We start from the raw sequence: 13,488 nt of genomic DNA, 5'->3' as shown, positions 1-13,488 counted from the left end.
TTTGTAAAATATAAGGTTTACAAGATAATTAGGAGGGCAAATAAATGGCGAGAATATCAGGGGTGGATATTCCATCTGGAAAACGGATAGAGATAGGGCTTACCTATCTTTATGGAGTAGGAAAAGCGCTATCTGGTAAAATTCTTAGAGATGCGGATATAGACCCTTCAATAAAAGCGAAAGATCTTACAGATGACCAAGTTTTAAGGATAAGAGATGTTTTAAAGGAATATCTTACAGAGGGAGATTTACGAAAGGAGATCTCTCAAAATATTAAGCGATTAAAAGATATAAATAGTTATCGTGGAAATCGTCATCGTAAAAATTTACCATGTCGAGGACAAAGGACACGGACAAATGCTCGTACTAAACGAGGAATGCGAAAGACAGTTGGCGGTAAAAAACAAGAGGAGAAGAGAGGTTAATAATATATGGCAGAAGCTACTAAAAAAAGAGTAAAGATTAAAAAAGGGATTATCAGGGGGATAGCGTATATAAAAGCTACTTTTAACAATACTATTGTTACCATAACAGGTCCAAATGGAGAAGCCATTGTCTCTTCTTCTTCTGGAGCTGTAGGCTTTAAAGGGACTAAAAAGGGGACTCCATTTGCGGCTCAATTAGCAGCTGAAAATGTGGGTCGTAAAGCTTTGGAAGTAGGAGTAAAAGAGGTTGATGTTTTAGTAAAAGGGCCAGGATCTGGAAGAGAGACAGCTATTAGGGCACTGCAGGCATCGGGTTTATCTATTTTATCTATTAAAGATGTTACCCCTATTCCGCATAATGGTTGTAGGCCTAAAAAAAGGAGGAGAGTCTAGTGGGAAGAACACCTTCCACATGTAAGCATTGTCGCAGAGAGAGAGAGAAGCTCTTTTTAAAAGGAGAGCGTTGTTATACTGGCAAATGTTCTGTTGAGAGAAGAAAATATCCACCAGGACAGCATGGAGCAGCCACTGTGCGATTGACAGAATATGCAATTAGGCTTAGAGAAAAACAAAAAGCAAAAAGAATTTATGGATTAGTTGAAAGGCAATTTCGTAAATACTTTGAACTAGCTTCAAAAAAAGCGGGCGTTACGGGAGAAGTTTTGTTGCAACTTTTAGAAGGAAGGTTGGATAATGTTGTTTTTAGATTGGGATTTGCTCCTTCAAGGCAAGCAGCAAGGCAAATTGTAAGGCATGGTCATGTGAATGTAAATAATAGAAGAGTTAATATTCCTTCTTACCAGGCAAAGGTTAACGATTTGATTGTTGTTAAATCAAAGTTTTTAGATGCCAGACGTGAAGCATTAAAAGAATATACTTTACCGTCGTGGCTGAGTTTTGATGAAAATTTTGTTGGTAAGATTGTTAAAATACCTGAAGGTGAAGATTTAGAAAAACTTATTCAGGTCTCGTTGATAGTTGAACATTATTCTAAGTAAAAAGAGAGATTAAAAAAGGTAAGGATGTGAGGGGTTGGGGATGGTTTTTAATCAAATTAAAGGAGGAAAGTTTGTGATAATGTTGGGTGACAAACCTTGGGTTAGATATGAAGAGGAATCAGATACTTATGGTAGATTTGTTGTTGAACCACTGGATCGGGGGTATGGTGCAACTTTAGGGAATGCCATGAGAAGAGTTTTGCTCTCTTCTCTTACTGGCGCGGCTATTACTTCTATGCGAATAGATGGAATTTCTCATGAGTTTGCTACTGTAGAAGGGGTGGTGGAGGATGTTTTACAAATAATACTTAATTTAAAAGAGGTTCGTTTTAGGTCCCATTCTGATACACCAAAAGTAGTAACATTAAAAACAAAAAAGAAGGGGGTTTTAACTGCAGGAGAGATAGAACATGATGCGGAAATTGAAATAATAAATCCTGATAAAGTTATAGCAACTCTTGACAGTAATGTGAATTTTGATATGGAGATGATTGTCGAGCGAGGTAAGGGGTATGTTCCCCAGGAAAGAAATAAAAAAGCTACTCTTCCTGTTGGAGCTATTCCGATAGATTCTATTTTTACTCCAGTCTTAAAAGTTAACATGGTAATTGAAGAGGTACGAGTTGGGCAAGAGATAGATCATGATCGTCTTGTTCTTCACGTTTGGACAGATGGCACGATTAAACCGGACGATGCAGTTCGCGAGAGTGCAAAGATATTAAGTAAGCACATAGATCTTTTCGTTAATTTAGGTGAACCAATGGAGGTTTCTGCTGGGGCCGCAGAAAAAACAGAAGAAGTAGAAACTTCTATCTTGGAGATGTCGCTTGAGGACTTAGAATTGTCTGCCAGATCGCTTAATTGTTTAAAAAGGGCTAACATTAATACCGTTGGAGAGCTTATTTCTTTTAGCGAAGAGGAGCTTATGAAGTTTAAGAATTTTGGAGGTAAATCTTTGCTAGAGGTTAAAGAAAAACTTGCTGAATATAAATTAAGTTTTAAGGGAGCGAGCGATGAGGCACAAATATAAGTTAAAAAAACTTAGTAGGCCAACAGATCAGCGTTTAGCTTTGTTAAGAGGTGGAGTTGCTTCTCTTATACAATATGGAAAAATTAAGACAACGGTTACCCGTGGTAAAGAGATAGGTAAAATGACAGAGAAGCTGATTACACTGGGGAAGAAGAAAACACTTGCTGCACGAAGAAAAATTTATCAAACATTAAAGAATAGGACATTAGTTAAAAAATTGGAAGAGATTTCTTCTGGTTTTTCAGATAAAAATGGAGGGTATACTCGATTGACGAAAATTGGAGTGCGTCGCGGGGATGCAGCTCCTTTGGTATTGATTGAATTTACCTAAACTTCATAAACAACTGTTGGATTAGTTATAGTATGATTTAATAAATAATTGATTAGAGAGGAAAAAAAGATGAATAAAGGCAAAACTTTTTCGATGAAAGGAAAAGATGTAAAAAGAGAGATATATGTTGTGGATGTAAAGAATAAAATCTTAGGAAGAGTAGCTGCGAAAATAGCACATATCTTAAGAGGAAAACATAAACCTTTATATACCCCCCACGTTGATGTTGGTGATAAGGTCATTATTTTGAATGCAAAATACATAAAAGTTTCAGGGAAAAAAGAGGATGAAAAGTTGTATTTTTCTCATTCTGGATACCCTAGAGGGGATAAGTTGTTGTCTTTGCGTGTTGTTCGGCAGCGTGATCCGAGGCGTTTATTGTGGTTTGCAGTAAAAGGGATGTTGCCAAAAGGACCCCTGGGCAGAAAGATGATAAAAAAGCTTACAATTTATCCGGAAATCAAAGAAGTTTCTGGTAAAGTTTTAGATATTTAATTTGGGGAGGAGATATGTCTGAAAAAAAACAAATAAAAAAGAAGACCCCGGTAATTGAGAAAAAAAAGGCAATCAATGTTAAAAAGGAAGAGAAACCTGAAGAACAAAAGGGATCTGAGTTGAAATCTTCTTATGTTAAAGAGCTTCAATCACCTGTTGAAGCTAAAATTGGAGGGGAGACATTTATAGGGACAGGTAGAAGAAAAACAGCTATTGCTTCTGTTAGTATATTAAAAGGATCAGGGAAAATTTATGTTAATTCACTCCCTTATGAAAAATATTTTTGTAATAGAGCTGTGCTGCTTTCTAATATTCTTTCTCCACTTAAAGAGACAAATTTGGTTGAGAGTTTTGATATTTCTGCTAAAGTAAGCGGAGGAGGGGTTTCGGCGCAGGCAGATGCTGTTAGACTTGGTATTGCGAGAGCTTTGGTTGAGTTTAGCTTTGATTTACGTAAAATTCTTCGACCTCTTGATTTATTAAAAAGAGATCCGCGCATGAAAGAACGTAAAAAATATGGACTCAAAAAAGCAAGGAAAGCTTTCCAATATACAAAACGATAAATTTTTGATATAATCGACTTTAAGTTATAAATCAGAGGCGAGAATTAAAATGCTCGCCTCTGATTCTTTAAATAAGTAAAGGAGTATATATTATGTCAAAAAGAAAGCAGATAAAATATAGCCTTATGATTCCTGGTCCAACCCCTATTCCGGAAAGAGTCCTTGCTGCCATGAATAGAGGTATGATTGGCCATCGTGGGCCCCTTTTTTCTGCTGTTATGAAAGATGTGATGGAACTTCTTCGCTGGGCATATGAAACAAAAAATGATATTTTTGTTTATCCTTGTTCGGGAACCGGCGGAATGGAAGTTGCAGTTGTAAATACTTTGTCTCCCGGAGATAAGGTTATTGTCTTAAATATTGGGAATTTTGGGTCTCGCTTTGTTAAAATTTGTAGAGCTTATGGTGTTGATGTAAAAGATGTAAAGTTTGAAAGAGGAAGGGCTGCAGACGCCGAAACTTTAAAAAACGAGCTTAAAAAAGAGCAGGTTAAAGCTGTTTTTATGCAACAAAATGAAACATCTACGGGAGTTATAAATGATGTAGAGCTTTTAGCAAAAACAGTACGCAATGTACAAGGTGATGCTTTGATAATTGTAGATGCTGTATCTGGCATGATGGCTGCCCCTTTACAGACCGATAATTGGGAACTTGATGTTGTTGTTTCCGGGTCTCAAAAAGCTTTTATGGTGCCACCTGGGGTTGCTGCTGTTTCTATTTCTAAGCGGGCATGGAAAGCTTATGAAACATCTAAGTGTTCAAAACATTATTTTGATTTTGGACTTATGAAAGAACAAGCTCCTAAAGGACATACTTATACAACTCCGCCTGAATCATTGATTTTTGGCATGAGAGAAGGCCTTACAATGCTAAGGGAAGAGGGACGCGAAAATGTATTTGCAAGGCATGGAGAAAACCGTGATCTTGTGCGTACAGCATCCAAAGCGCTTGGATTAAAGCTTTTGGCTGATGATTCCTGCGCTTCTCCCGCCGTGACTGCAATTTATCCACCGGATGGGATTGACGGTGAAGAGGTAAGAAAACTTATGCGAGAAGATTTTAATATTGAAGTGGCGCCTGGTCAATCGGAACTTAAAGGTAAAATCTTTAGACTTGGGCATTTAGGGTATGTTGATTCGCTTGATATTATATCAGCTTTTGCGGCGCTTGAGGTTTTATTTAAGCGTCTTGGCGCAAAGACTGATTTTGGAGCTGGTGTTAAAGCAGCTATGGGGCTGTTGTAATTTTATACCACAATGTCCTCTAAGAATGTAGTAATTCTTGGGACTTTTGACGGGGTACACCTTGGGCATCAAAGAATTATAAAAGATGCGGTCTCTTATGCAAAGCGCAATCAACTAAGATGTTTTGCGACAACTTTTGATCCTCATCCACAACAATTTATTTTTGGTAAAAATAAAATTAAACTTTTGACAACACTTGAAGAACGAATAGCTATGATAAAAAAGTTAGGTGTTGACGAAGTTAAGGTTCTTAAATTTAATAAAAGACTTCGAGAGCTTGAATGTGAAGAATTTATAGAAAAACATATTGTTTGTGAGTTGAAAGGCGCTATTGTTTTTGTAGGATATGATTATTCTTTCGGAAAAAACAGGTGCGGAAGAGTAAAAGAGCTGAGAAGATTTGGAGAAAAGTATGGGTTTATCGTAAAAATGGTCAAGCCTTTTAAAACGGACGAAGCTGTTATAAAATCAAGTTTTATCCGTGAACTTTTAGATAATGGTCGTTTTAGAAAAGCGCTTACTTTGTTAGGGCATCCTTATAACTTAAGCGGAAGAGTAGTAAAAGGGAGCGGAAAAGGAAGAAAATTAGGATTCCCGACTGCAAATTTATTGATTGATACAGATAAATTGATTCCTGTGCATGGGGTTTATATCGGTATCGTATGGCACAGACCTTGCCTTGTAAATATTGGTATTTGTCCGACATTTGGAATAAATATTCCCTCTGTTGAAGTTTTTATCCCAAAATTTCATGGGGATTTGTATGGTAAAATCTTAGAAATTCATTTATTTAAGCGTCTTAGAAATGAAATTAAATTTCCAAACAGTAATTTATTAAGAGAACAAGTACTTAAAGACATTGAAGATTGCTTAAATTTTAAATTTTGATTGTTTTTATTGTGAAGTCTTTTCTGATCTTGTTGTTAGAATTGCTGCGGGGATTAAACCTAAGATTGACTCTCCGATCAAAGCTAATATTCCTGATAGCAGCGCGAGCAAGATGTAGCTAAAGTTGTCCATGTGGTTTTTTCTTTTAATAATTGCAAAAGAGATTGTAAGAGATGCAACTATTGCCAATATAGTGCCTAAGTTAAAGGCTGTTTTTGTGTCTATTATTCCTAATAAGCCCATTATAGAGCCTCCTACTATGCTTGCAACAATGATTAGAACAAGATAAGCCAAATAAAATCCTAAGGCTTCAATTGCAGTTCTTTTATATGCAAAATCTGTTAAGTTTTTAAACACTAGTTAATTATATAGCTTTTTAGATTTTAAAGTCAAGCGGCGGAGCTGCCGGGCATTCCATGTGTGAGGGGCAAATGCTAAGCTATTGATTGAATGCCTTTCTAGTAAATGATATAATCATAAAATATTGGGGTTAATACTATTAGGGGTGTGTTTTGTATAATGAAAAGGAGATTAGTATGCGTAAATTTATAGTTTTATTTTTTCTTTGCCTTTTTTCTTTTGCGTTGGTTTCTTGTGATAATTCTAGCAAGAAGGATGATATTGTTACCGTTAAAATGTGGATGATGCCTAATTCTCTTGAGCCAGCAAACGATATAAGAGAAGTTTTAAAATCTTTTGAAGATGCCAATCCAAAAATAAAGGTTAATGTTACAGTTCTTGATTGGGGAGCTGCCTGGACAAAGATAACAACTGCAGCAACTTCTGGCGATACTCCTGATATAGTTCAATTGGGTTCGACTTGGGTCGGTTCTATTTCCGGAATGGGAGCTTTGTGGGAAGTTAGCGATAAAGTTTCTGAGCTTGGGGGCAAAGATGCTTTTGTCCCTGCAGCATGGGCAACTAGTGGAATTCTTGGAAGCGGTAAAACAACTGCAATCCCTTGGATTGTTGATGCGCGAGCTTTATATTATCGTACCGATGTCTTAAAAAAAGTTGGGCTTACGCCTAAAGATTTTGACACATGGAATTCTTTTAAAGAATCATTACAAAAGATAAAGGATGCAAACCTTACTATAGAAGGGCTTGAAATTGCTCCGTTTGGAATGCCAGGAAAAAATGATTGGAATGTTGTGCATAATCTTTCTCCCTGGATTTGGGGTGCAGGTGGTGATTTCTTGGCTAAAGATTTAACAACTTCGATTATTAATACTTCTCAAGCATTGGAAGGGGTAACTTTTTATGTGAATTTATTTAAAACAGGACTGGTTCCTAAAGAATTTCTTGAATTTAATACTGCACAAGTAAGTTCACATTTTAATAATGGTTCTGTTGCTGTATATTTTGACGGCCCATATGAAGTAAAAACATTAACAACTCCTCCGTCCCAGGGAGGCGCTTCTGACTCTGTGACTGCAAGAAATTTTGGAGTACTTCCATATCCTAAAGGAGGAAATGGCAGGTTTACTTTTGTTGGAGGGAGTAATCTTGCAATATTTAAAGCGTCTAAAAATAAAGAGGCGGCATGGAAAGTTGTAAAATATCTAACAAGTGATACCAATGCTCAACTTGCCTATACTAAAGCTTGTGGGTTTCTTCCGGCTTATAAAAAAGTATTTGATCATCCGTATTTTTCTGTTGATCCGGCTCGCAAAATCTTTAAAGAGTCTATTTTGTATGGTAGGGCGTATCCTTGTATACCTGCCTGGGGGATGCTTGAACCGATCCTTACCCGTCGTTTTGGTATTCTTTGGGATTATGTTACAGGTAACGAAAAAGAAATAAATAAAGAAGAAGTTCAGAAACAACTAGACCTTGCAAAAAGTGAAATGGAAGCTGTTTTGAGTCAAGGTCAGTAACCTAGGAGTTTTCATGTGTGGAATTTTTGGATACATAGGGACTAGAGAAGCGATACCCTTTTTAGTTTCAGGACTAAAAAAGCTTGAATATCGCGGTTATGATTCAGCAGGCATTGCAACTATTGATAATGGTCGTCTTTTTTCTACAAAATGTCTTGGTAAAATCGACCAACTTGAAGAAGAGCTCAGAAAGAAACCTATCGGAGGGAAAATAGGGATAGGTCATACACGGTGGGCGACACATGGTAGGCCTTCTGATGAAAATAGCCATCCGCATTCTGATTGTAAGGGGACTCTTGCCGTTGTTCATAATGGAATAGTTGAAAATTATCTTCAAATTAGACGAACCCTTTCCGAAGAAGGACATCATTTTACTTCAACCACCGATACTGAAGTTATAGCCCATTTAATTGAAAAACACTTAAGCAAAAAAGGGATATCGCTTGAAGATGCCATTAGAAAAACTCTTAATGAAATAACAGGCTCCTATGCTATTGCTGTTATATCTCAAAAGGAGCCAAATAAAATAGTTGTTGCAAGAAAAGGAAGTCCTTTGATTATAGGGGTTAAAGAAGGAGAAGCTTTTGTCTCTTCTGATATCCCTGCAATGCTTAAGTATACAGGTCAAATTATATATTTAAATGATCTTGAAATTGCGACTCTTACCGGATATGACATAAAAATTCAATCTTTAAAAGGTGATGAAGTAAAAAAAGAGATCACCCTCGTTTCTTGGGATCCGGAATCCGCGGAAAAGGGTGGATACGCTCACTTTATGCTTAAAGAAATTCATGAGCAACCGAAAGCCATTAGAGATACCGTTTGTGGCCGTGTGAAAATTGAGTCTTCTTTTATTCATTTTGATGAACTAAACTTCACAGAAGAAGAGGCGCGAAAAATAAATAGAGTTGTATTTACTGCTTGCGGAACCTCATGGCATGCCGGATTAATCGGCGAATATTTAATTGAACAGTTTATAAAAATTCCTGCTGAGGTTGAATATGCCGCAGAGTTTAGATACAGGCATCCTATTGTTGATGAAAATACCCTGGTGATAGCAATTTCTCAATCTGGAGAGACCGCAGACACGCTGGGAGCGATTTGGGAAGCAAAGGCTCAAGGGGCAAAAGTTATAAGCATTTGCAATGTTGTTGGTTCAAGTATTGCAAGAGAATCTCATGGAGTAATCTATACGTATGCGGGTCCGGAAATAGGAGTTGCTTCTACAAAGGCTTTTACCACCCAATTAACAATTATTTATTTATTTACGTTATTTCTTGCAAAAAAAAAGAAGACTATTCCTTTAAGTGAAGTTAAAAAAATGATTTCTGATCTTATTGAGATTCCTGATAAACTTGAGAGAGTTCTCCTCAAAGAAAAAGATATAGAGAAAATTGCTGGCAGGTTTTATAAGGCTAATAACGTTTTGTTTTTAGGTCGTGGCAAAGGTTTCCCTGTTGCTTTGGAAGGGGCATTGAAATTAAAAGAGATATCCTATGTTCATGCGGAAGGATATCCTGCAGCAGAAATGAAACATGGCCCTATAGCTTTAATTGATAAAAATATGCCTGTTATTGTTTTGGCTCTTCAGGGCCGGCGATATGAGAAGGTTTTGGGAAATATTGAAGAGGTTAAAGCTCGTGGAGGAAAAGTAATTTCTGTTGTTTCAGAGGGAGATCAGGATGCAACAGAAAAAGCCGATGAGGTTATTCCTGTTCCTGTAACAACTGAAGCTTTATCTTCTATTCTTGCTGTTGTTCCTTTGCAATTACTGGCTTATTATATAGCTGTTAAACGGGGTTGTCATGTTGATCAGCCTAGAAATCTGGCTAAATCTGTTACAGTTGAATAAGATGTTTGGTTTGAGTGTTTTACATCTACCAGATTAAGCTGAGCAGATTCTATTCCGTTCCATTCGTTTGATTCCAGTAAGTAGGCAAAATCATGTGATAAATTAAAGTCTATGGTCTCTTTCATCTTTCCGAAACCAAAGCCTATTGCTTCAAGATTTGTTTTTCCGTTTGAAAGTTTTAGCTTTAAATGATTTTCATTGCTTCCTACAACTTTACCCTCTCTAATTTTGAGGTTGTGGCTTGAAAAAACAGGGATTGGATTTGCCTGACCATGGGGACCCAACAATTTTAGCTCTTCTATTAAACTTAAAGTTATTTGTTCCGGGAGAATTGTTGTTTCAATATTTATTTTTGGATCATATTCTATTTTTAAGTTAAAGACCTCTTTATAAATTTTATCTTTTAATATAGGAATGTTTTCTGGAAGAATTACAAAACCTGCGGCAGCTTCATGTCCACCAAAATCCACAAAAAGCTCTTTACATGATTCTAATAATTTAAATATATTAAAATTGTCGATAGACCTTGCAGATCCTCTTCCTGTCCCTTGGTTTACGCTTATTAATATAACAGGTCTATAATATTTGTCGACAATTTTTGATGCGGTGATTCCAATAACTCCTGGATGCCAACTTTCACCTGAAACAACGATGATTTTTTCTGATTCTAAATTGTTGTTTTTTATTTTTTGAAGAATTTCATTGTTCATTAAATCTCCTATCCCTTGTCTTTTTAGGTTTGCTTTATTTAGCTCTTTTGCTAAAGTTTCTGCTTCTGCTATTGTTTTTGATATTAGTAAATTTACTGCAAGAGAAGCGTGTTTAAGCCTTCCTGCGGCATTTAGCCTTGGGGCCAAACCAAAATTTACATCTCTTATAGAAATTTCCGGCTTCAATCCTGATACATCAGCTAAAATTTTTGTTCCTATTCTTTTTCTTTCTCTTAGTATAGATAATCCTTTTTTTGCGATTATTCTGTTTTCGTTTGTTAGAGGGACAACATCAGCTATTGTTCCTAGCGCGGCTAAATCCAATAACTGTGTTAAAAAATCACTTTTAGTCTCTCCCATAATTCTTAAGAGCGCCCAGGCAAATTTAAAAGCGACTCCCGCACCCGAAAGATCACGACTTGGATGGTTTTTTTCTATCATTTTGGGATTTATAACTGCATAAGCATTTGGTATTTGTTGAGGAACATTATGGTGATCTGTTATGATAATTTCTATTCCTATGGCATTTGCCTCTTTTACTTCTGTGATACTTGAAATTCCGCAGTCTACAGTTATTATAAGGTTTGCTTTTTCATCTTTTAATTTTTTTATTGCATTGATATTTAAAGAATAACCTTCTTCATAACGATGTGGGATATAATATGATGGAGTTATTCCTATATGCTTTAGAGTTTCTATTAATATCGCGGTTCCTGTTACGCCATCAACATCATAGTCTCCATAGACAACGACTTTTTCTCCTCTTGTTTTAGCTAAAACGACTCTTTCCACCCCTTTTTTTATGTTTGGAATATCAAAAGGATCTTTTAGATTCATTAAGGTGGGGGATAAAAACTCCATGGCGTTTTGTGAATCTGTTATTTTTCTGTTTATTAAGATTTGAGCAAGAATTGGGGATACATTCAGCTCTTTTGACAGGATGTAGCTTGTTTCAGCTTCTTGGGGAAAGAAGTTCCACCTTTTCATCCTTTTTTGATTAGCATCAATTTTTGACCGTATTCCACGGGTTTTCCGTTTTCTGTCAGAATTTTGAATACTGTTCCTGAAATCTCAGATTCTATCTCGTTAAAAAGTTTCATGGCTTCAATTATACAGACAACTTTTCCCGTAGATACATGATCTCCGACCTTTACAAAAGGGGGTGAGTCAGGTGATGGAGCGGCGTAAAAAGTACCGACCATTGGAGATGTTATTGCGATTAAATCTTCTTCTGCATTTTTTTCATCTTCTTTTTTGATGGTATCGGATGTAATATTTTTAGCATTTACTGTTGTTTCAGATGCTGTTGCAGTTGGAATGACTAAACCTCCTCGTTCACGCCTTATCTCGTATTTTGTTCCTTTATCTTCTATAGTAATTCCGGAAATATCTTCGTTTTTTACTATTTCGATGAGCTTTTTTAATAATTCGAAATCTACCATTGTTTTTCCTCCTGAAAGAATTATGCTCTTCCTAAATATTTTCCGTCTCTTGTATCAACTTTTATGATATCTCCAACTTTTGTAAAGAATGGAACAGACGGAACGGTATACCCTGTTTCTACTGTTGCGGGTTTTCCGCCTGAGACAGTATTGCCTTTAAATTCCGGAGCCGTGTCTGTTACCTTTAAATCTACAGAGGTTGGAAGGTTTACTTCTAGCGGCTCTGCTTCGTAAAAAGCGATATTTACAATAAAACCTTCTTTTATAAAGTGCGCTGATCCCCCCATCTGTTCTTTTGTAAGTTCTATTTGGTTGAAATTTTCTTGATCCATAAAATTATACTTTTCACCGTCGTTATACAGATATTGCATGGGGCGATATTCAATGTGAACCTTTTCCAGTTTTTCGCCCACATTAAAAGTATCTTCTATTACGGCTCCCGTGCGAAGATTTTTCATCTTAAGGCGAATCCTTGCTTGTTGGGCCCATTTTATGTGGTTATATTCAACACACTTAAAAAGTTCCCCTTTGTATTCAAACGTATTACCGGCCCTTATTTCTGTTATAGATACTGACATAATTTAATGACCAATTTCATCCTTCTGCCGGATGGGCAGGCAATGTCTAATGAAAACATGATTATTTTATAATATTACTATTTATAGAGGGTTTTTGCAATTTGTTTTTCAAATGTTAAATTTCATTGTTTTTTGGTTCAGATTTATTGTAAAATACCTTAATGAAGAAGATCGCAATAATAGGATTGGGATTAATCGGGGGATCGTTGGCTTTAGCTTTTAAAAAAGCTGGTTTTTATGTTATAGGTATCGCAAGGAGAGAAGAGACCCTTCTTGAGGCAAAGGAGAGGGGGGCTATCGATCAGGGGTCTTGCAAGATAAAAGATGTTGCGGCTGCTGATTTTGTCTTTATATGTACCCCCATAAATCTTATTATTCCAATATTAACAGAAGCTATTCCGCATTTAAAAGAGGGGGCTGTCGTTTCTGATGTCGGATCTACAAAGCAGGAAATAGTCTCCTGTGCCGAAAAGATGATGCCTAAGGGGATTTTTTTTGTTGGTGGACATCCTATGGCAGGAAAAGAGAAGGTCAAATTTGAAGAGGCGGAGGCCTCTTTATTTTACAATAAAAGGTGGATATTGACTGAGACTTTAAAGTCTGACAAAAAAGCCACTCTTGCTATAGAAGAGTTAATAAAGGTGACAGGCGCTCAAATTTCAAGGCTCAGTCCCAAAACGCATGATCTTGTAGTTGCGGCAATAAGTCATATGCCCCTTGCCGTTGCTGTTGCTCTTGTAAATGCGGTAGGGGGTGAGGTTGAAAAAGAGCTTATGTTTAAATGTGCAGCTTCGGGATTTTTTGATACCACAAGGATAGCTTCGGGGGATCCTGTTTTGGGGATTGATATGTTTGTAACCAATAAAAAGGCTGTTTTGAAAATGATAAAAGCTTTTAAAGCATCTCTTTTTCTTCTTGAAAAATTTATAAAAAACGGGGACATTGAATTTATAAAAAAAGAAATTGAGAGAGCAAAGATTGTTAGGGATAAAAGTTGTAGTCTTGCCAATTATTCGAAATGAATCCCGATTATTCACCCCTACCGATTAGGAAAT

16 protein-coding genes are annotated in these 13,488 nt (G+C 36.5%); 12 read left to right on the top strand and 4 right to left on the bottom strand.

Annotated features, from left to right (window positions below; all coding sequences use genetic code 11):
* Positions 1–44 precede the first annotated feature (44 nt).
* The 9 genes from A2290_03870 to A2290_03830 all read left to right on the top strand — a co-directional run bounded on the left by A2290_03870 (position 45) and on the right by A2290_03830 (position 5,974).
* The gene (locus A2290_03870) at positions 45–425 is read left to right on the top strand and encodes a 30S ribosomal protein S13 (GenBank protein OGC15509.1); all 381 of its coding nucleotides are present in this window, start codon (positions 45–47) and stop codon (positions 423–425) included.
* Positions 426–431: 6 nt separating this feature from the next.
* Positions 432–818 carry a 30S ribosomal protein S11 gene (locus A2290_03865; GenBank protein OGC15508.1) on the top strand — a complete coding sequence of 129 codons (387 nt, stop codon included), beginning with the start codon at positions 432–434 and terminating at the stop codon, positions 816–818.
* Positions 818–1,423, top strand: a complete 606-nt coding sequence (locus A2290_03860; protein ID OGC15507.1) for a 30S ribosomal protein S4 — start codon at positions 818–820, stop codon at positions 1,421–1,423. Before A2290_03865 ends, A2290_03860 begins: the two co-directional genes overlap by 1 nt.
* A gap of 76 nt (positions 1,424–1,499) precedes the next feature.
* Complete coding sequence (locus tag A2290_03855; GenBank protein ID OGC15550.1) at positions 1,500–2,453, top strand: DNA-directed RNA polymerase subunit alpha; 954 nt, start codon at positions 1,500–1,502, stop codon at positions 2,451–2,453.
* A complete protein-coding gene (locus A2290_03850; protein OGC15506.1) occupies positions 2,437–2,784 on the top strand; it encodes a 50S ribosomal protein L17 in 348 nt (115 codons plus the stop codon). Before A2290_03855 ends, A2290_03850 begins: the two co-directional genes overlap by 17 nt.
* A 69-nt stretch (positions 2,785–2,853) precedes the next feature.
* Positions 2,854–3,279 carry a 50S ribosomal protein L13 gene (locus tag A2290_03845; protein ID OGC15505.1) on the top strand — a complete coding sequence of 142 codons (426 nt, stop codon included), beginning with the start codon at positions 2,854–2,856 and terminating at the stop codon, positions 3,277–3,279.
* A gap of 167 nt (positions 3,280–3,446) precedes the next feature.
* On the top strand, positions 3,447–3,842 hold the full coding sequence (locus A2290_03840; protein ID OGC15549.1) for a 30S ribosomal protein S9: 396 nt from the start codon (positions 3,447–3,449) through the stop codon (positions 3,840–3,842).
* A 92-nt stretch (positions 3,843–3,934) separates the two neighbouring features.
* Entirely contained in the window at positions 3,935–5,086 is a 1,152-nt protein-coding gene (locus A2290_03835; protein ID OGC15504.1) for a hypothetical protein, read from the top strand.
* A gap of 12 nt (positions 5,087–5,098) precedes the next feature.
* Positions 5,099–5,974: a riboflavin biosynthesis protein RibF gene (locus A2290_03830; GenBank protein ID OGC15503.1), complete on the top strand. Its 876-nt coding sequence runs from the start codon at positions 5,099–5,101 to the stop codon at positions 5,972–5,974.
* 6 nt (positions 5,975–5,980) lie between these two features.
* Here the strand turns inward: A2290_03830 and A2290_03825 are convergent, their stop codons facing one another.
* Positions 5,981–6,331: a hypothetical protein gene (locus A2290_03825; GenBank protein ID OGC15502.1), complete on the bottom strand. Its 351-nt coding sequence runs from the start codon at positions 6,329–6,331 to the stop codon at positions 5,981–5,983.
* 179 nt (positions 6,332–6,510) lie between these two features.
* Between A2290_03825 and A2290_03820 the strand changes: the two genes are divergently transcribed.
* Positions 6,511–7,851 (top strand): hypothetical protein, encoded by a 1,341-nt coding sequence (locus tag A2290_03820; protein OGC15501.1) that lies wholly within the window; start codon positions 6,511–6,513, stop codon positions 7,849–7,851.
* Between the two features lie 13 nt (positions 7,852–7,864).
* Positions 7,865–9,703, top strand: coding sequence for a glutamine--fructose-6-phosphate aminotransferase (locus A2290_03815; protein OGC15500.1), 1,839 nt, complete (start codon positions 7,865–7,867; stop codon positions 9,701–9,703).
* Here A2290_03815 and A2290_03810 read toward each other — a convergent pair.
* Genes A2290_03810 through A2290_03800 form a run of 3 tightly spaced genes read right to left on the bottom strand, consistent with a single transcriptional unit; the run spans position 9,664 to position 12,433 of the window.
* Entirely contained in the window at positions 9,664–11,400 is a 1,737-nt protein-coding gene (locus A2290_03810; GenBank protein ID OGC15499.1) for a single-stranded-DNA-specific exonuclease RecJ, read from the bottom strand. The genes A2290_03815 and A2290_03810 overlap by 40 nt on opposite strands.
* Positions 11,397–11,855, bottom strand: a complete 459-nt coding sequence (locus A2290_03805; GenBank protein ID OGC15498.1) for an acetyl-CoA carboxylase, biotin carboxyl carrier protein — start codon at positions 11,853–11,855, stop codon at positions 11,397–11,399. The genes A2290_03810 and A2290_03805 overlap by 4 nt, the downstream gene beginning before the upstream one ends.
* Positions 11,856–11,875: 20 nt before the next feature.
* On the bottom strand, positions 11,876–12,433 hold the full coding sequence (locus A2290_03800) for an elongation factor P (protein OGC15497.1): 558 nt from the start codon (positions 12,431–12,433) through the stop codon (positions 11,876–11,878).
* 161 nt (positions 12,434–12,594) lie between these two features.
* Here A2290_03800 and A2290_03795 point away from each other — a divergent pair, with 161 nt between their 5' ends.
* Complete coding sequence (locus A2290_03795; GenBank protein OGC15496.1) at positions 12,595–13,455, top strand: hypothetical protein; 861 nt, start codon at positions 12,595–12,597, stop codon at positions 13,453–13,455.
* Positions 13,456–13,488 lie beyond the last annotated feature (33 nt).

The sequence above is a fragment of the candidate division WOR-1 bacterium RIFOXYB2_FULL_36_35 genome (assembly GCA_001771505.1).
Classification (GTDB): Bacteria; Margulisbacteria; WOR-1; order XYC2-FULL-46-14; family XYC2-FULL-37-10; genus XYB2-FULL-36-35.
Note: the sequence above shows the minus strand (reverse complement) of the source record. Positions and strands in the feature narration are given on the sequence as shown.